Source organism: Actinomadura sp. RB99 (genome assembly GCF_014706005.1).
GTDB lineage: Bacteria > Actinomycetota > Actinomycetes > Streptosporangiales > Streptosporangiaceae > Spirillospora.
This window is the reverse complement of the sequence record NZ_JABMCA010000016.1, coordinates 119,718-136,101: the sequence shown is the minus strand read 5'-3', so window position 1 is coordinate 136,101 and position 16,384 is coordinate 119,718. Positions and strand designations below refer to the sequence as shown.

16 protein-coding genes are annotated in these 16,384 nt (G+C 75.2%); 9 read left to right on the top strand and 7 right to left on the bottom strand.

All coding sequences use genetic code 11. From position 1 onward, the window contains the following. The first annotated feature begins 67 nt into the window (after positions 1 to 67). Complete coding sequence (locus amrb99_RS17500) at positions 68 to 790, top strand: TetR/AcrR family transcriptional regulator (protein ID WP_190857047.1); 723 nt, start codon at positions 68 to 70, stop codon at positions 788 to 790. A 15-nt stretch (positions 791 to 805) separates the two neighbouring features. On the opposite strand, the gene amrb99_RS17495 is transcribed toward amrb99_RS17500, so the two are convergent. Beyond that, positions 806 to 1,819, bottom strand: a complete 1,014-nt coding sequence (locus tag amrb99_RS17495; RefSeq protein WP_190857046.1) for an acyl-CoA dehydrogenase family protein — start codon at positions 1,817 to 1,819, stop codon at positions 806 to 808. Further along, complete coding sequence (locus amrb99_RS17490; protein ID WP_190857045.1) at positions 1,816 to 2,982, bottom strand: acyl-CoA dehydrogenase family protein; 1,167 nt, start codon at positions 2,980 to 2,982, stop codon at positions 1,816 to 1,818. Before amrb99_RS17490 ends, amrb99_RS17495 begins: the two co-directional genes overlap by 4 nt. 150 nt (positions 2,983 to 3,132) lie before the next feature. Here amrb99_RS17490 and amrb99_RS17485 point away from each other — a divergent pair, with 150 nt between their 5' ends. Genes amrb99_RS17485 through amrb99_RS17475 form a run of 3 tightly spaced genes read left to right on the top strand, consistent with a single transcriptional unit; the run spans position 3,133 to position 5,988 of the window. Continuing rightward, the gene (locus amrb99_RS17485; RefSeq protein ID WP_347256721.1) at positions 3,133 to 3,969 is read left to right on the top strand and encodes an enoyl-CoA hydratase; all 837 of its coding nucleotides are present in this window, start codon (positions 3,133 to 3,135) and stop codon (positions 3,967 to 3,969) included. Beyond that, positions 3,959 to 5,089 (top strand): acyl-CoA dehydrogenase family protein, encoded by a 1,131-nt coding sequence (locus amrb99_RS17480; RefSeq protein ID WP_190857044.1) that lies wholly within the window; start codon positions 3,959 to 3,961, stop codon positions 5,087 to 5,089. Before amrb99_RS17485 ends, amrb99_RS17480 begins: the two co-directional genes overlap by 11 nt. Further along, positions 5,086 to 5,988: an acyl-CoA dehydrogenase family protein gene (locus amrb99_RS17475; RefSeq protein WP_190857043.1), complete on the top strand. Its 903-nt coding sequence runs from the start codon at positions 5,086 to 5,088 to the stop codon at positions 5,986 to 5,988. Before amrb99_RS17480 ends, amrb99_RS17475 begins: the two co-directional genes overlap by 4 nt. A gap of 69 nt (positions 5,989 to 6,057) precedes the next feature. On the opposite strand, the gene amrb99_RS17470 is transcribed toward amrb99_RS17475, so the two are convergent. Beyond that, positions 6,058 to 7,626 carry a FadD3 family acyl-CoA ligase gene (locus tag amrb99_RS17470; protein ID WP_190857042.1) on the bottom strand — a complete coding sequence of 523 codons (1,569 nt, stop codon included), beginning with the start codon at positions 7,624 to 7,626 and terminating at the stop codon, positions 6,058 to 6,060. Positions 7,627 to 7,812: 186 nt separating this feature from the next. On the opposite strand from amrb99_RS17470, the gene amrb99_RS17465 reads away from it, so the two are divergent. Continuing rightward, on the top strand, positions 7,813 to 9,672 hold the full coding sequence (locus amrb99_RS17465) for a CocE/NonD family hydrolase (RefSeq protein ID WP_190857041.1): 1,860 nt from the start codon (positions 7,813 to 7,815) through the stop codon (positions 9,670 to 9,672). Positions 9,673 to 9,773: 101 nt separating this feature from the next. Here the strand turns inward: amrb99_RS17465 and amrb99_RS17460 are convergent, their stop codons facing one another. Further along, on the bottom strand, positions 9,774 to 10,106 hold the full coding sequence (locus amrb99_RS17460) for a nuclear transport factor 2 family protein (RefSeq protein WP_190857040.1): 333 nt from the start codon (positions 10,104 to 10,106) through the stop codon (positions 9,774 to 9,776). After that, the gene (locus amrb99_RS17455; protein ID WP_190857039.1) at positions 10,103 to 11,497 is read right to left on the bottom strand and encodes an MFS transporter; all 1,395 of its coding nucleotides are present in this window, start codon (positions 11,495 to 11,497) and stop codon (positions 10,103 to 10,105) included. Before amrb99_RS17455 ends, amrb99_RS17460 begins: the two co-directional genes overlap by 4 nt. A gap of 85 nt (positions 11,498 to 11,582) precedes the next feature. Here amrb99_RS17455 and amrb99_RS17450 point away from each other — a divergent pair, with 85 nt between their 5' ends. From amrb99_RS17450 to amrb99_RS17440, 3 genes are all read left to right on the top strand, one after another. Beyond that, entirely contained in the window at positions 11,583 to 12,293 is a 711-nt protein-coding gene (locus amrb99_RS17450; protein WP_190857038.1) for a WHG domain-containing protein, read from the top strand. 25 nt (positions 12,294 to 12,318) lie between these two features. Beyond that, positions 12,319 to 12,795: an Rrf2 family transcriptional regulator gene (locus amrb99_RS17445; RefSeq protein WP_190857037.1), complete on the top strand. Its 477-nt coding sequence runs from the start codon at positions 12,319 to 12,321 to the stop codon at positions 12,793 to 12,795. 87 nt (positions 12,796 to 12,882) lie between these two features. Next, positions 12,883 to 14,088, top strand: a complete 1,206-nt coding sequence (locus tag amrb99_RS17440) for an MFS transporter (protein WP_194736916.1) — start codon at positions 12,883 to 12,885, stop codon at positions 14,086 to 14,088. 18 nt (positions 14,089 to 14,106) lie between these two features. Here the strand turns inward: amrb99_RS17440 and amrb99_RS17435 are convergent, their stop codons facing one another. Continuing rightward, on the bottom strand, positions 14,107 to 14,562 hold the full coding sequence (locus amrb99_RS17435) for a DUF6194 family protein (RefSeq protein WP_190857036.1): 456 nt from the start codon (positions 14,560 to 14,562) through the stop codon (positions 14,107 to 14,109). A 63-nt stretch (positions 14,563 to 14,625) separates the two neighbouring features. Between amrb99_RS17435 and amrb99_RS17430 the strand changes: the two genes are divergently transcribed. After that, positions 14,626 to 15,348 carry a MerR family transcriptional regulator gene (locus amrb99_RS17430; protein ID WP_347256720.1) on the top strand — a complete coding sequence of 241 codons (723 nt, stop codon included), beginning with the start codon at positions 14,626 to 14,628 and terminating at the stop codon, positions 15,346 to 15,348. Positions 15,349 to 15,360: 12 nt separating this feature from the next. Here the strand turns inward: amrb99_RS17430 and amrb99_RS17425 are convergent, their stop codons facing one another. After that, positions 15,361 to 16,383 carry a pyridoxal-phosphate dependent enzyme gene (locus amrb99_RS17425; protein WP_190857035.1) on the bottom strand — a complete coding sequence of 341 codons (1,023 nt, stop codon included), beginning with the start codon at positions 16,381 to 16,383 and terminating at the stop codon, positions 15,361 to 15,363. Position 16,384: the final 1 nt, after the last annotated feature.

Below are 16,384 nucleotides of genomic sequence, written 5' to 3'. Positions count from 1 at the left end.
AAAAGTTGATGCGCATCAACTTTGGCAGAATAGGACCGTCCGGCCCGCCGCACCAGAGGTCCTCTCCATGCCGACCGCCCGCCGTCCCCGCCAGGCCCGCGCCATCGAGACGCGCCGCCGCGTCTACGAGGCGGCGATCGCCGAGTTCGAGCGGTCCGGGGTCGAGGCCGCCCGGATCGAGGACATCGTGGCCGCGGCCGGCGTGAGCTGGGGGACGTTCTTCACCTACTTCCCCAGCAAGGACGACGTGGTGCTGGAGGCCGCGATCGTCACCTGCGCCGCGTTCGCGGACGCCTGCCGCACGGGCCTCGCCGCCGGGTCGGGCACCGGCGCCATCGTCGGCGACGCGTTCACGGCGCTGCGCCGCGCCGCGCCCGCGCCCGGCCCGCTGCGCGACGCGATCATGCGCGGGATCGCCAACCAGCCCGAGCGGCTGTCGGACCACCTCGGCGAGGACGTCCCGAACCCGGTCCTCGCGCTGGCGGAGGTGCTGGAGGCCGGGCAGCGGCGCGGCGACGTCGACGCCGGGGAGCCCCCCGAGTCGCTCGCGGCCGTCCTCGTCCACGCGACCATCGCCGCGGGCCAGCGGGAGGCCGCGATGGAGCGGGCCGCCGGCGCGACGGAGCGGTCCGGCCTGCCGCTCACCGTCCTCACCATCAAGCTGCTGCTGCGCGGGATGCGCCCGGACGCGGCGGCGGAGGCCGGCGACGCCCGGGAACGCGCGCTCGACCGGACGGCGGCGGCGCTCCGCGAAGCGGCCGCCCCCGGTACCGCGCCGCGGACGGACTGACGCCGGGCCGCGTCCCTAGAGGTCGCCGCCCGCCGTGATCAGGGCCCAGAGCCCTCCGGTGCCCGCGTCGACGGCGCGGGCGCCGAGGGCCTCGCCCCATTCGGCCTCGTTGCCGCACTCGTCGCGCCACGCCCACAGCCGGGTGGTGGCGTGCCGGAGGCCGTGCTCGTCGGTGAACCCGATCGCGCCGTGGACCTGGTGGGCGAGGCGGCACACCGTCCCGGCGGCCTCGCTCGCCGCCGCCTTCGCCGCCGCGATCGCGAAGCCGGTGCCCTCGGCGGCCGCGGCCTGCGCCGCGACGGTCGCCATCAGCGTCTCGCCCGCCATCTCGGCGAGATGCTGCTGGACGGCCTGGAACCGCGCCAGCGGACGGCCGAACTGGACGCGCTCGCCCGCGTACCGGACCGCGAGGTCGGTGGCCGTCTCCATCGCCCCGGCCATGAGCGCCGCGCGGCCGAGCGCGCCGCGCTCCCGGAACGCCTGCGCGGTCGCCGCCGAGGCGAGCACCCGGGCGGGAGCGGCGCCGTGCAGGTGGACGGTGTCGCGCGGTTCGCCCGCGAGGTTCGCACCTTCGTCGACCTCGTAGCCGCCGCGCGGGACGAACGCGACATGCTCCGCGACCAGGACCGCGATGCCCTCCGCGTGCCGCGCCCACGGGACGCGCGGCAGCGTGCCGGTCAGCGTCCGCGCGCCGTCGTCCTGCCTGAGCGCGACGTCCGGTCCCGCGACGGCGGCGGTCAGCGGCCCGGACGGGACGTCCGCGCCTGCGGCGGCGAGCAGCCATCCGGCTAGCAGCGCGGTCTCCACCATCGGGACGGCCGCCGCGCGCCGGCCCAGCACCCGCAGCACCTCGGCGGTGGTGGCGAGGTCGGCCCCGGCGCCGCCGCGCTCCTCGGGGACGGGCAGCAGCGTCACGCCGACCCGCTCCAGCTCGTCCCAGAGGCGCGGGTTCCAGCCCTCGCCGGGGTCGGCGTGGCGGGCGCACACCGCGTCCACGGTCTCGGCCAGGTCCCGGACGATGTCGTTCACCGGGTCTCCCCCTTCGGCAGCACCGACTTGGCGACGACGCCGCGCAGGATCTCGTTGGTCCCGCCCCGGAGCGTGAACCCGGGGCTGTGCAGGACGGACCGCGCCAGCAGGTGCGCGAGCGGATCGGACGACGCGAGGTCGGGCTCGGCCCGGGCGAGCAGGCGGACCGTCTCGATCAGCGCGCCCTCGAACCGGGTGCCGAGGTCCTTGACGGCGGCGGCCTCGGTGGCGGGGGCGTCCCCGGCGGCGAGCCGCGCCGCGACCGCGAGGGACATCCGCCGCAGCGCCCACAGCCGCGCGACGACCATCCCGATCCGGGCCCGGTCGCCGGCGTCGGCGCCGCGCTCGGCGAGCCGTCCGGCGACGGCCGCGAGCAGCGGGAACGTGCTGAGGATCCGCTCGGGGCCGCTGCGCTCGAACGCCAGCTCGCCGGTCACCTGCCGCCAGCCGTCGCCGACCGTGCCGAGCACGCGGTCGTCCGGCACGAACACGTCGGTGAGGACGACCTCGTTGAAGTGGTGCTCGCCGGTCAGCAGCCGGATCGGGCGGATCTCCAGGCCGGGCGCGCCGAGGTCGACGATCAGCTGGGTGAGGCCCTCGTGCCGGCTCGGCCCGGGCGGTCCCGTCCGGACCAGCGCGATCATCGCGTGCGCGAGGTGGGCGCCGCTCGTCCACACCTTGGCGCCGTTGACGGTCCAGCCGCCGTCGGCGCGCTCGGCCCGGGTCCGGACGGACGCGAGGTCGGAGCCGGAGTCGGGTTCGGACATGCCGATCGCGAAGTGGATCTCGCCGCGCGCGATGCCGGGCAGGTAGGCGCGGCGCTGCTCCTCGGTGCCGAACGTGAGCAGCGACGGCCCGGACTGCCGGTCGGCGATCCAGTGCGCGGCGACCGGCGCGCCGGCCGCGAGCAGCTCCTCGGTGACGACGAACCGGGCGAGGGACCCGGCCCCGCTCCCGCCGTACTCGCGGGGGAACGTCATGCCGATCCAGCCGCGCTCGCCGAGCCGCCGGCTGAACGCGGGATCCCAGCCCGCCAGCCAGTTGTCGGCGTGCGGGGCGATCCGCCCGGCGGCGGTCTCCTCGGCGAGGAACGCGCGGACGTCCCGGCGCAGCTCGTCCAGCTCGGGCGGCAGCGCCGCCGCGTCCAGTCTCAGTGCGGGCACGGCCCCTTCTTACCGGATCCCGCCGGAACGGGATTCGGCGGCACCCGACCGCGGGCGGGGCGCGCATCCCGTTGGACGGGAGGCGATGGCGGGGGCGGTGGACGGCGGCGGCTACTCTACCAAACAGTTGTTAGAAAGAAGGGAGGCGACGTGGTCGTCGAGTACGAGCGGCGCGGCGCCGTCGCGGTCGTCACGATGAACCGGCCGGAGTACCGCAACGCGCAGAACTCCGCCATGACGTACGCCCTCGACGAGGCGTTCTACCGCGCCGCCGAGGACGACGGCGTCGCGGTGATCGTGCTGGCCGGGGCGGGGCCGCACTTCTCCGCCGGGCACGACATCGGCACCCCGGGACGGGACGCCGACGCGACGTTCCCGCGCCGCGCGGGGATGTGGTGGGACCACGTCGGCAAGGCGGGCGCGGAGAGCCGGTTCGCCCGCGAGTCGGAGGTGTACCTCGGGATGTGCCGCCGCTGGCGGGAGATCCCGAAGCCGATGATCGCGTCGGTGCAGGGCGCGTGCGTGGCGGGCGGGCTGATGCTGGCCTGGGTGTGCGACCTGATCGTGGCGTCGGACGACGCGTTCTTCGCCGACCCGGTCGTCCGGATGGGCATCCCGGGCGTGGAGTACTTCGCGCACCCGTGGGTGATGCCGCCGCGCGTCGCCAAGGAGTTCCTCTACACCGGCGACCGGATGCCCGCGTCCCGCGCGTACGAGCTGGGCTGGGTCAACCGGGTCGTCGCGCGCGACGCGCTGGAGGAGGAGACCCTCGCGCTCGCGGGGCGGATCGCCGCGATGCCCCGGATGGGCCTCGCGCTCACCAAGAAGGCCGTGAACCAGGCCGAGGACCTCCAGGGCATGCACGCGGGCATGGACGCGGTGTTCGGCCTGCACCATCTCGCCCACGCGCACAACGCGGAGACCGGCGGCGACTCGCTGGGCGGGCAGGACGCCAGGAGCATGAGGGAGGCACCGCATGGATCTTGAATTCGGGGCGGCGGACGAGGCGTTCCGCGCCGAGGTACGCGGCTGGCTGCGCGCGAACGTGCCGGCCGAGCCGCTGCCGTCGCTGGAGACCGAGGAGGGCTTCGCGCTCCACCGGGAGTGGGAGCGGCGGCTGGGCGGGGCGCGGCTCGGCGTCGTGTCGTGGCCGGAGGAGTACGGCGGGCGCGGCGTCTCCGTCCTCCAGTGGCTGATCTTCGAGGAGGAGTACTACGCGGCGAACGCGCCGGGCCGGGTCAGCCAGAACGGCATCAACCTGCTGGCGCCGACGCTGCTCAAGCACGGCACGCCCGAGCAGCTCGCGCGGGTGCTGCCGCCGATGGCCGCGGGCGAGGTGATCTGGGCGCAGGCGTGGTCGGAGCCCGGCGCGGGCAGCGACCTCGCCGCGCTGCGCTCCACCGCGACCCGCACCGACGGCGGGTGGCTGCTGAACGGCCAGAAGACGTGGAGCTCGCGCGCCGCGTTCGCCGACCGGGGCTTCGGCCTGTTCCGCTCCGACCCCGAGTCGTCGCGGCACAAGGGCCTGACGTACCTGATGTTCCCGCTGGACGCCGAGGGCGTGACGGTCCGCCCGATCGGCCGGCTGGACGGCAAGCCGGCCTTCGCCGAGCTGTTCCTGGACGGGGTGTTCGTCCCGGACGAGGACGTCATCGGCGCGCCCGGCGACGGCTGGCGGGTCGCGATGAGCACCGCGGGCAACGAGCGCGGGCTCACGCTGCGCAGCCCCGGCCGGTTCACCGCCGCGACCGAGCGGCTCGTCGAGCTGTGGAAGGAGCGCGCCGACCCGTCCGACACGGCGCTGCGCGACCGGGTCGCGGACGCGTGGATCCGGTCCCGCGCGTACCGGCTGAAGGGCTTCGAGACGATCTCCCGGGACGACGACATCGGCGCGGAGTCCAGCCTCAACAAGATCTTCTGGTCGGAGCTGGACGTGGCGCTGCACGAGACCGCGCTGGACCTGCTCGGCCCGGACGGCGAGCTCGACTCCGACTGGCTGGAGGGCTACGTGTTCTCCCTGGCCGGCCCGATCTACGCGGGCACCAACGAGATCCAGCGCAACGTGATCGCCGAGCGGCTGCTCGGCCTCCCGAGGGGGTCCCGGTGAAGTTCGTCCTCTCCGCCGAGCAGCGGATGTTCGGCGAGACGCTGCGCCGGCTGCTGGCCGGCGCGCAAACCGCGAAGGCCGTCCGCGCATGGGCGGCGGGCGACGCGGCGCCGGGCCGGGCGCTGTGGTCGCAGGCCGCCGAGGCGGGCGTGTTCGCGCTGGCCGTCCCGGAGGAGCACGGCGGCGCCGGGCTGCTCCCCGTCGAGCTGGCCGTCGCGATGGAGGAGCTGGGGCGCGCCGCCGCGCCCGGCCCGTACGTCGAGACGCTCGCCGCGGCCGAGTTCCTGGGCGACGGGGACCTGCTGGCGAGGATCGCCGAGGGCGAGGCGCTGGTGTCGGTCGCCGTCCCGCACGCGCTGGACGCCGACGTCGCGGACCTGGTCGTCGCCGCCGACGGGACCGCCGTGCGGGCCGGCGGGCGCGTCGCGTCCCTCGACCCGGCCCGCCGCCTGTTCCGGGTGGACAGCGCGCCGTCCGGCCGCACCGACCTCGGCGTGCTGCTGTGCGCCGCGCAGCAGGTCGGCCTCGGCCGCGCCCTGCTGGACGTGTCGGTGGAGTACGCGAAGACCCGGCAGCAGTTCGGGCGCCCGATCGGCGAGTACCAGTCCGTCAAGCACCACCTCGCCACCGCGATGGTGGAGCTGGAGTTCGCGCGGCCGCTCGTCTACGGCGCGGCCCTGTCGTACGGGACGGGCGACTTCGCGCGGGACGCGTCGGCCGCGAAGGTCGCCGCGTCCGACGCGTCGTACCTCGCGGCGAAGACGGCGCTGCAGGTGCACGCCGCCATCGGCTACACCGACGAGTACGACCCGTCCCTGTGGATCCGCAAGGCCCGCGCCCTGTACTCGGCCTGGGGCACCCCCTCCGAGCACCGCGCCCGCGTCGTCGCCGCCCTCTGACGTTCGGCCCGCGGCGGGTCGCCTTTCACGGGAGGCACCGTGAACAGCGACCCGCCGCAGGTGAACGGGTCAGGCGCCGGCCTGCTCCTTGAGCTCGACGCGGCGGACCTTGCCGGAGGCGGTCTTGGGGAGGTCGTCCACGAAGACGACCTCCTTGGGGACCTTGAAGTTCGCGAGCCGCTCCCGGCAGTGCGCGATCAGCTCGTCCGCGGTCGCGGTGCGGCCGGGGCGGAGCCGGACGTAGGCGCGGCCGACCTCGCCCATCCGGGCGTCCGGGACGCCGACGACGCCGGACTCGGCGACCGCGGCGTGCCGGGCGAGGACGTCCTCGACCTCCGCCGGGTACACGTTGAACCCGCCGACGACGAACATCTCCTTGGACCGGCCGGTGATGGACAGGTTGCCGCGCTCGTCCAGGCGGCCCCGGTCGCCGGTGTCGAGCCAGCCGTCCCGGATGGTCTCGGCGGTCGCCTCCGGGTCGTCGAGGTAGCCGCTCATCACGTTGTAGCCGCGGACGAGGATCTCCCCGTCGGTACCGGCCGGCACCGGCTCGCCCCGGTCGTCGACGATCTTCACCTCGACGTCGTCGATGGCCCGGCCGCACGTCGTCGCGATCGTCTCGTCATCGTCGTCCAGCGAGCAGGCGGACACCGTGCCGGAGCACTCCGTCAGCCCGTAGGCGGTGATGACCTGCGGGAACAGCTCCTCGCGGATCCGCCGGACGAGCGCGACGGGCACGTCGGCGGCGCCGGTCACCGCGAGCCGCAGCGAGGACAGGTCGCGCTCGGCGCGGCCCGGCGCGTCCAGCAGCGAGGTGTAGATCGTCGGCGGGCCGGGCAGCACCGTGATCCGCTCCGCCTCGATGATCCGCAGCGTCTCCGCCACCTCGAACACCGGCTGGAGCACCATCGTGGCGCCCTTCAGCACGCACGCGATCACGCCGGCCTTGTAGCCGAACGAGTGGAACATCGGGTTCACGATGAGGTAGCGGTCGCCGGCGTGCACGCCGGTCCGCGCGGCCCACGCCTCGAACGTCCGGACGTTCTGCTCGTGCGTGCACATCACGCCCTTGGGCTTGCCGGTCGTCCCGGACGTGAACAGGATGTCGGCGACGTCGCCGGGGCGGACGGCGGCGGCCCGCGCGTCCGCCTCCGCGAGCGGGACGGCCTTGCCGGCGAACCCGGCCCAGGACGTCACGCCCGGCCGCTCCTCGCCGTTGAACGTGACGACGGCCTTCAGGTCGGGCAGGCCGGGGTAGGCGCCGGTCGCGTCGACGCCGAGCATGCCGGGGTAGTCGATGCCGAGGAAGCCGTCGGCGACGAACAGCATCCTCACGCGGGCGCGGGTCAGCGGCCAGCGCGCCTCGTCGCCCTTGTACCGGGTGTTGAGCGGGACGAGCGTCGCGCCCGCGCCCATGGCGCCGAGGACGGTGACGATCCACGGCAGCCCGTTCGGCGCCCAGATCGCGATCCGGTCGCCCGGCTCGATCCCGGCGCCGGCGAACGCGGCCGTCGCCTCCCGCACCCGGTCCCGCAGCTCCGCGAACGTCACGCGGACGTCCCCGTCCACCACGGCCTCGGCGTCCGGAAACGCCTCCGCCGCCCGTGCCAACACCGCCGGAATCGTCAGTTCGCCCATGAGAGCCCATGGTGGCCCCGGTCACCCCGGATCCGCCACACCGTCCCGCTCACCGGTACCCCGCGAGACGCTCGCGCGGCCGGCGGGTAGGACATCAAATAAACATTTTTGTTCGTTTGGGGTTCCCGGCGGGCGCGCGGGTTGTTAGCGTCCCGCCCAAGCACCTCCGACCCCGGGAGTCGCGCCATGCGCCGTCTCGCAGCCGCGTGCTCGCTGATCCTGGTCCTCGCCGCGCTCGCCGTCCCCGCCTCGGCGGCGCCCGCGCCGGCGGCGCCCTACGGCATCGCCGTGCGGCGCAACCTCGCGCTGAAGCTCAAGGACGGGACGCTGCTGCGCGCCGACCTGCACGTGCCCACCGACCGCGCCACCGGGAAACCGGCGCGCGGCCCGTTCCCGGTCATCATCGGGTTCACCCCGTACGGCAAGACGCCGTCGGCGGAGACCGGCTCGCCCGGCACCGGCGGGCTCAACCCGTACCTCATCGAACGCGGCTACCTGGGACTCGTCGTGGACGTCCCCGGGACGGGCGGCTCGCAGGGGAGGTTCGACCTGTTCGAGCCGTCCGAGGCGCAGGCCGGCGCGCAGATCGTGAACTGGGCGGCGCGGCTGCCGAACTCCAGCGGCGAGGTCGGCATGCTCGGCCTGTCGTACCTGGCGATCGACCAGCTGTTCACCGCCGCCGCCGTCGGCCCGCACTCCCCGCTCAAGGCGATCTTCCCGATGGCGGCGTCCGCCGACCCGTACCGCGACCTGTTCGTCAGCGGCGGCGCGCTCAACGTCGAGTCGCCGCTCGGCCTGGTCTTCGGCTACGGGGTCACCCGGGTCACCACGCCGTTCGTGGAGCTGCCCAAGGATCCGGCGGCCGCGCTCGTCCTCGCCTACGAGCACCTCATGCAGGCCGGGCCGTTCGAGCTGACGATCGCGCGCGACATGCTCACCAACGGCCCGCGCAGGTACGACAACGCCTGGTGGAAGGAGCGGGCGCCCGAGAGCGTCCTCCGCAGGATCGTCGCCAACGGCGTCGCGGTCCATCTCGTCGGCGGGCTCTACGACGTCTTCCAGCGCGGCGAACCGCTGCTCTACAGCGGGCTGCAGAACGCGGCGGCGGGCCGTCCGGTGACCGCGCCGATGACGCCCGGCCAGCCCGTCTCCGACAAGTACCAGCTGCTCTACGGCCCGTGGACGCACGGCGACATGGGCAGCGGGCAGGACCTCGACGCGATCCAGCTCGCCTGGTTCGACCACTGGCTGAAGGGACGCGGCACCGTCTCCACCGCCACTCCCCTCCACGTGATCGAGCCCGGCGGACGGCGCTACGACACCGCCGACTACCCCCTCGCGCAGGCGCGCCCGACCCGGATGTACCTGCACTCCCAGGGACGCCTGACCTCCGCGCGGCCGACCGGCGCCGAACCCGCCGACCCCATCGCGTTCACCGGCCTGTCGAACCCGTGCACCCGGTCCACCGACCAGTTCGCCGCCGGGCTGCTGTCGCAGCTCTTCGCCGGTGCGGGCGTCGCCTCGCCCTGCACGGGCTCCCAGCGCGAACCCGTCAGGGGGCCCGGCGAGACCACCTACACGTCACCGGCGCTGGCCGCGCCGCTGAGACTCGCCGGGCCGATCGGCGTGACGCTGCGCGCCGCGTCCACCCGCCCGGAGACGCTGTGGGCGCTCACCCTGGAGGACGTCGCGCCCGACGGGACGTCCACCGACCTCAGCGGCGGCGCGCTCATGGGCTCGATGCGCGCGGTCGACGGGAAGCGCAGCTGGAGGGGCGCGTCCGGCGGCTGGGTGTACCCGTACCACCCGCTCACCCGCGCGGCGCGGCGGCCGGTCGTGCCCGGGGCGGTGACCCGGTACGACATCGAGATCCGGCCGGCGTTCGCCACCGTCCCGGCGGGCCACCGCCTCCGCGTCCGCGTGGCGACCGCCGACTTCCCGCACCTCGTCCCGCTGGCCGACCTGCCGTCGCTGGCCGGCGGGCGGTACACGATCCGCCACGACGCCGCGGCGGTGTCGACGATCGACCTGTCCACCCTCCCCTGACCCGCGCGTCCGGCCGGGGCCGGTCCCACGGGGGACGGCCCCGGCCGCACGTCACAGCGCGCCCAGGTCGACGGCGCCGTACTCGCAGCAGCGGTCTCCGGTCATCCGAAGAACCCGACGACGCCGCGGATGCGGTCGCCGTCGAACTCGACGACGTCGTAGCCGGTCGCGGCCTCGCCCAGCCGCCAGGTGAACAGCGCCCGGTCGTGGTGGACGCCGATCACGTCGCCGAGCGCGAAGCGCAGGTCGCCGAAGTTCGCCTGGGCGCGCCCGATCGCCTCCGACAGTTCCGCGTGCCCGCGCAGGCCCGCGTAGTCGGGGTCGCTGTAGAGCGCGTCGTGGGTGAGGACGGATCCCATGAGCGACTCCCGGGCGGCGGCGTCCCGCTCGTTCCAGATGTCGAGGTAGGCGTTGATCAGGTCGGTCGCGGTCATCGGAGGGCTCCTTCGAGAGAGGTGGACTCCCCGTCCCGGACCTCGGGACGGGCGGGTTCGAGGACGAAGGCGATCAGGCCGCCCGCGACGGTGGCGGCCGCGGCGGCCCAGCCGGCGGCGTGCAGGCCGTGCAGGAGGTCGCCCGGGCCGTTGGCGATCGCGACGAACGCCGCCAGCCCGAGGGCGCCGCCGATCTCCTTGGCACTGCTGGCCAGCCCGGACGCGACGCCCTGCTGCTCCGGCGGGACGCCCGCGCCGGCGGAGGCGAACAGCGTCACGAACGCGACGCCGCCGAACAGGCCCCAGACGACGCTGCCGGGCAGCAGCGTCCAGAAGCCGCCGCCGGCCGTGGTGCCGGCGACCATCGCGGCGATGCCCGCGCCCGTGCCGATCGTCGAGACGGCGAGCGTGGTGCGGATCCCCCAGCGTCCGAGCAGCACCGGGGTGGCCTTGAGCGCGGCGAGCATGCAGACCAGCGTCAGCGGCAGGAACGTCAGCCCCGCCTCCAGCGAGCTGTAGCCGAGGACGGGCTGCAGGTAGGAGGTCAGGATGTAGTAGCCGCCGCCGAGCGTGCCCTGGAAGACGGCGATCACGACCATGGTGGTGGCGAGGCCGCGGCCGCGCGCCAGCCGCAGCGGGATGAGCGGGTCGCGGGTGCGGGCCTCCACCGCGAGCAGCACCGCGAACAGGACGGCGCCGGCGGCCAGCGACCCGGCGCCGCGCGGGGACGCCCATCCGGCGTCCGGGCCGCTCGCCAGCCCGAACACCAGCAGCGCCGATCCCGCGGTGGCGAGCACCGCGCCCGGCACGTCGAACGAGCCGGGCGCGCGGGCCGGGTCGGCGGGCAGCAGCCGCGGCGCCGCGAGGGCGCAGCCGAGCGCCAGCGGCACGTTGACGAAGAACACCCACTCCCAGCCCAGGTAGTGGGTCAGGACGCCGCCCAGCAGGGACCCGGCGGCGAGCCCCGCGCTGCCCGCCATCCCCCAGGCGCCGAGCGCCTTGTTGCGCGCGGGGCCCTCGGCGAATCCGCGGTAGATGAGGGCGAGCGTCGCGGGCGTCAGCAGGGCGCCGCCCGCGCCCTGCACCGCGCGGGCGGCGACGAGCGTCCCCGCACCGGACGCCAGGCCGCCCGCGAGCGAGGCGGCGCCGTACAGCGCGAGGCCGGTCATGAACATCCGGCGGGCGCCGAGCCGGTCCACGGCCCGCCCGCCGAACAGCAGGAGCCCGCCGAGCCCGACCGAGTAGGCGCTGACCACCCACTGGACGGATGACGGGCCGAAGCCGAGCGCGGACCCGATGCCGGGCAGCGCCACGTACACGATGTTGTAGTCGAGAGCCACGATGAGCTGCGTCAATGCCAGCAGCGCGAGCCGTGGCCGGTGCCCTTCCATGCCATCTCCTACATGCCGTTGATTTACTACACGCCGTTCAGTTAGAGCACGCCGTACAGTAGTCCAACGCTGTAGAGTGTCAAGCGTGAACGACCCGACCCCGAGCCGCCGCGCCCGGCTGCGCGCGCAGACCAGCGACGAGATCAAGGCGATCGCGCTCAAGCTGCTGGCGGGGGGCGGCCCGGACGCGATCTCGCTGCGCGCCATCGCCCGCGAGATGGGCATGACGGCCGGCGCGATCTACAGCTACTTCGCCACCCGCGACGACCTGGTCACGACGCTGATCGGCGACGTGTACGGCGCGGCGGTGGACACCGCCGAGGCCGCCCGCGACGCCGTCCCGGAGTCCGACCCGGGCGGCCGGATCCTGGCCTGGGCGCAGGCCATGCGGGAGTGGGCGGTGGCCAACCCGGAGGGCTTCCGGCTGATCTACGGCGACCCGGTGCCCGGGTACCAGGCGCCGGGCGACGGCCCCGGCAAGGCCGCCGAGCTGCGCGCCTGCACCGGCCTCGTCGGCCTCGTCGCCGCCGCTTGGCCGGCCGCCGCCGCGCTCCAGGCGGACGGCCGCCGCTACGCCTGGGACGACTTCGACCCCGGGCTCGTCGGCCACGTGCGGGAGGACTTCCCCGAACTGCCGCCCGAGGCGCTCGCGCTGACCCTGCGGGTGTGGGGGCGGATGCACGGGCTGATGGCGCTGGAGATCTACGGACACCTCCGCCCGCTCGTGCAAGACCCGGCGGCCGTCTACCGGGACGAGATGCGCGACCTGATCGCCTCCCTGGGCCTCGCCGCCTAAACGGGGACATGTATAGTCCCGGTTCATGAGGATGGGCGAGGGCGTCGAGTGGGGACTGCACTGCTGCGTGACGCTCGGCTGGCTGGACGACCGCGCGCCGGTGTCGATCCGGCGGCTGGCCGCCTGGTTCGACCTGCCGCAGGAGTACCTGAAGAAGCGCCTCCAGCCGCTCGCCCGCGCCGGGATCCTGACCTCGGCGCCGGGCGTGCGCGGCGGCTGGTCGCTCGCCCGCCCGCCCGGGAGGATCTCGGTGATGGAGGTCGTCACCGCCCTCGAAGGGCCGCTCGAGGCGTTCCGCTGCACCGAGATCCGGCAGCGCGGGATCGGCGGCCGTGACGCCGGCCGCGAGTTCGACGCCCCCTGCGGCATCTCCGCCCTGATGCGCCGCGCCGAACTGGCGTGGCGCCGCGAACTGGCCGGCACCACCATCGCCGACCTGATGGACCGCGCCCCCGACGGCGGCGCCCGCACCCGGCGCAACTACGGCCGCCTCACCGACTGACCGCCCCGCCGACCGACCGCCCCCGCCGACCGACCACCGCACCGACCGCCGCATGGCCTGGGCTTCTCTGGAGAGGAAACAGGGACATTGAATACCCCGATACATCGACAGAGGGAGGCGCGGTCCGCACCGGCCGCGGACCCCGCCCCGCGCGGGCTCGGATCCACGCTGATCCTCGGGCTCGGCACCTTCGCCGTCGGGACCGACGCCTACGTGGTCGCCGGCTTCCTGCCCGACATGGCGTCCTCGCTGCACGTCTCCGAAGGCACCGCCGGGCAGTCCGCCACCGCCTTCGCGATCACCTACGCCGTGCTGTCCCCCGTGCTCGCGACCGTCCTCGCCCGCGTCCCCCGCCGCGCCCTGCTCGTCGCCGCGCTCGCCGTGCTGGCCGCCGCCAACCTCGGCTCCGCGCTCGCGCCGGACTTCACGGCCCTCATGGTGTCGCGCGTCGTCGCCGCGGCCGGCGCGGCGGCCTTCACCCCCAACGCCGGAGCGGTCGCCGCCTCGCTCGTCGCCCCCGCCCAGCGCGCCCGCGCCCTGGCCGTCGTCATCGGCGGCCTCACCGTCGCCACCGCCCTGGGCGTCCCCCTCGGCAGCCTCGCCGCCCGGACCCTCGACTGGCACGCCGCGCTCGCCCTCGTCGCGGCCCTGTGCGCGGTCGCCGCCGCGGGCGTGCTCCGCGCGATGCCCGCGCTCCCCGGCGGCCCCCGCATCCCGCTCCGCCGGCGGCTCGCCGCGCTGCGCCACCCCGGCGTCGTCGCCGTCCTGCCGCTCACCGTCCTCGGCATGGCCGCCGGTTACGGGCTGTACGCCTACGCCGTCCCCATCATGCGGGCACTCGGCGCCGGCGGGAGCGCGGAGCCCTGGCTGCTGTTCCTCTACGGCGCCGGGGCCGTCGCCGGCAACCTGGTGGCGGGGGCGCGCGTCGACCGCCACGGCCCCCTCCGCGTCCAGGCCGCCGGCTACACCGCCCTCGCCGCGACCCTGGCCCTGCTCACCTGCGCGTCCGCGACGGGCACGTCATGGCTCCCGGTCACCGCGCTCCTGATGATCGCCTGGGGCGCCACCACCTGGTTCCAGACCCCGGCCCAGCAGGTCCGCCTCATCAACGCCGCCCCGCAAGAGACCGCCGTCGTCGTCGGGCTGAACGCCTCCGCCCTTTACGCCGGCATCGGAGCCGGCACCGTCCTCGGCGGCGTCCTCCTCCCCCACGGCGCCACGGCGGCCCTCGCCGCCTGCACCGCCCTAGCCGTCCTCTGCCTCCTCCACCTGTTCCTCACCCGCCGCCACTGACCGCGCCGCTCGCCCCGCTTACGGCCGGCGGAGGGCGGAGCGCCTCTCGTAGCGGCGGCGGGCCTGGCCGTGCGCGGTGCGGAGCAGCTCCCGCATCGCCTCTCCGGTCGCCGGTCCCGGATTCACTACGGCGAGCCAGCCCGCGTCCGCGTAGACGGGGTGCGCCTGCAGGACGTCCGCCGCGCTCGGATCGCCGGGGCCCTGCGCCGTCCACCGCGCGAAGGCGTCTTTACCGGCGGCGATGTTCACCCGGAACGCGCCGGGCCGGTCCAGCCGCGACTCCTCGTCGCCCGGATAGTCCTTCGTCACGACCGTCGCGAACGGCTGCGTCGCCTTCGGGACGGCCCCGTCCGGCGCGTAGTAGAAGAACGCGTCGCCCCACGCGATCTCGGGCGAACCGTCGTCCTGCCCGGGTTGGAGGACCAGCACGCCTCCGAGGCCGCGGACGAACTCGATGATCTCCTCGATGCTCATGCCTTCTAGCGTTACATTCATGTGCTTGTGGAGACTTCGACACGGAAAGCACGAGGCCGCGCCGTGAGAAGTCGCAACTCGCTGCGCACGGTCGACGTCGCCCGCCGCGCGGGGTGCTCCGTCCAGCAGGTGCGCAACCTCGAACGCGACGGCGTGCTCCCGCCCGCGTCGCGCACCGCCTCGGGCTACCGGCGCTACACCGAGGCCCACGTCCGGTCCGCGCTCGCCTACCGGGCCCTCGCCGCCGCCACGGGCCCCGTCGAGGCTAAGACGATCATGCGCGCGGCGCAGGCCCACCTCGGCTCCGGCCTGCTCGCTCTGCTGGACGAGGCGCACGCCCGCCTCGCCGCCGAGCGCCGGGACCTCGCGCTCGCCCGGGACGCCGCCGAGGCGATCACGGCCGAGCCCATCGGTGACGTCCGCCCGTCCGACGCGATGACCGTGTCCGAGCTGGCCGCCGCCCTCGGCGTCCGCACGTCCACGCTGCGCCACTGGGACGCCGAGGGCCTCGTCGTCCCCGCCAGGACCGGTCCGAGCGGCGCGCGCAGGTACTCGCCCGCGGACGTCCGGGACGCACGGATCGTCCACCAGCTCCGCCTGGCCGGCCACCGCATCGCCCCGCTCCGCGCCCTCATGCCGGAGCTGCGCCGCGCCCGGCGATGGGCCGACCTGACCGCCACCTTCGACGCCCGTGACGCGGCCATCGACGCCCGCTCCAGAGCCCTCCTCGAAGCCGCCGCCGCGCTGGCCTCCCTGCTCGCGCCCGAGGACGAGCAGCCGGCGTGACCGGCGCCCGCCTCAGGCCCCGTGACCGGAGGCGATGCCCGGAGCGATGCCGACCCATCGGCGATAGGCGTCCATGTCGACGTTACCGCCGCACACGATGGTGGCCACGCGCCGCCCGGCGAAGCGGTCCCGGTCTTCGAGGACCGCCGCGACGCCGAGCGCGGCCGACGGTTCGACGACCAGGCCCGCGTGGTCGAGGAGCATCCGCATGCCCGCGATGATCGAGTCCTCACGGACCAGGACGGCGTCGTCGGCGACCTGGAGGAGGTCGTCCAGGACGACCGGGATGGGCCGCCGGCCCGCGACGCCGTCGGCGATCGTGTCGGTCGGGCCGGTGGTGACGACGCGTCCCCGGCGCCACGACAGCGTCATCGCCGGCGCGCCCAGCGGCTGCACGCAGATCACCTCGACGCCGGGCGCCAGGGCCTTGAGCACCTGGCCCACGCCGGTGGCCAGCGCCCCGCCGCCGAGCGCGATGAGGACGGCGTCGAACGCCGGCGCGGCGTCCGCCAGCTCCAGGCCGATGGTCGCCGCGCCCTCGCAGGTCTCGATGTCCAGGCTGTCCTCGACGAGCCGGACGCCGTCGTGGCGCGCGACGTCGGCGGCACGCTCGCGGGCCGCCTCGAAGTCGCCGTCCACCAGTTCCAGCCGGGCGCCCAGCGCGCGGATGCGGTCGAGCTTGGCCGCGGGCGCGGAGCGGGACGCGACGACGGTGACGTCGAGCCCCCGGCGGCGGCCCGACCAGGCGAGGGCCTGGCCGAGGTTGCCCGCGCTGGCGCACACCGCGGCCCGCGAACCCGCGCCGGCACCGGGACCGGGACCGGGACCGGGACCGGCGAGCAGGCTCGCGACCACCTCGGTGCCGCGCCCCTTGAAGCTGCGGACCGGGTTCGCGGTCTCCAGCTTGACGCTCACCGCGCACCCGAGCTCCGGCTCCAGCGCCTCGCACCGGTACAGCGGCGTGTCGAGGAAGACCGGATCGATCATCTCGCGAGCCGCCCGGACCCGCCCGACGTCGATCCGCGTCCTCACCACG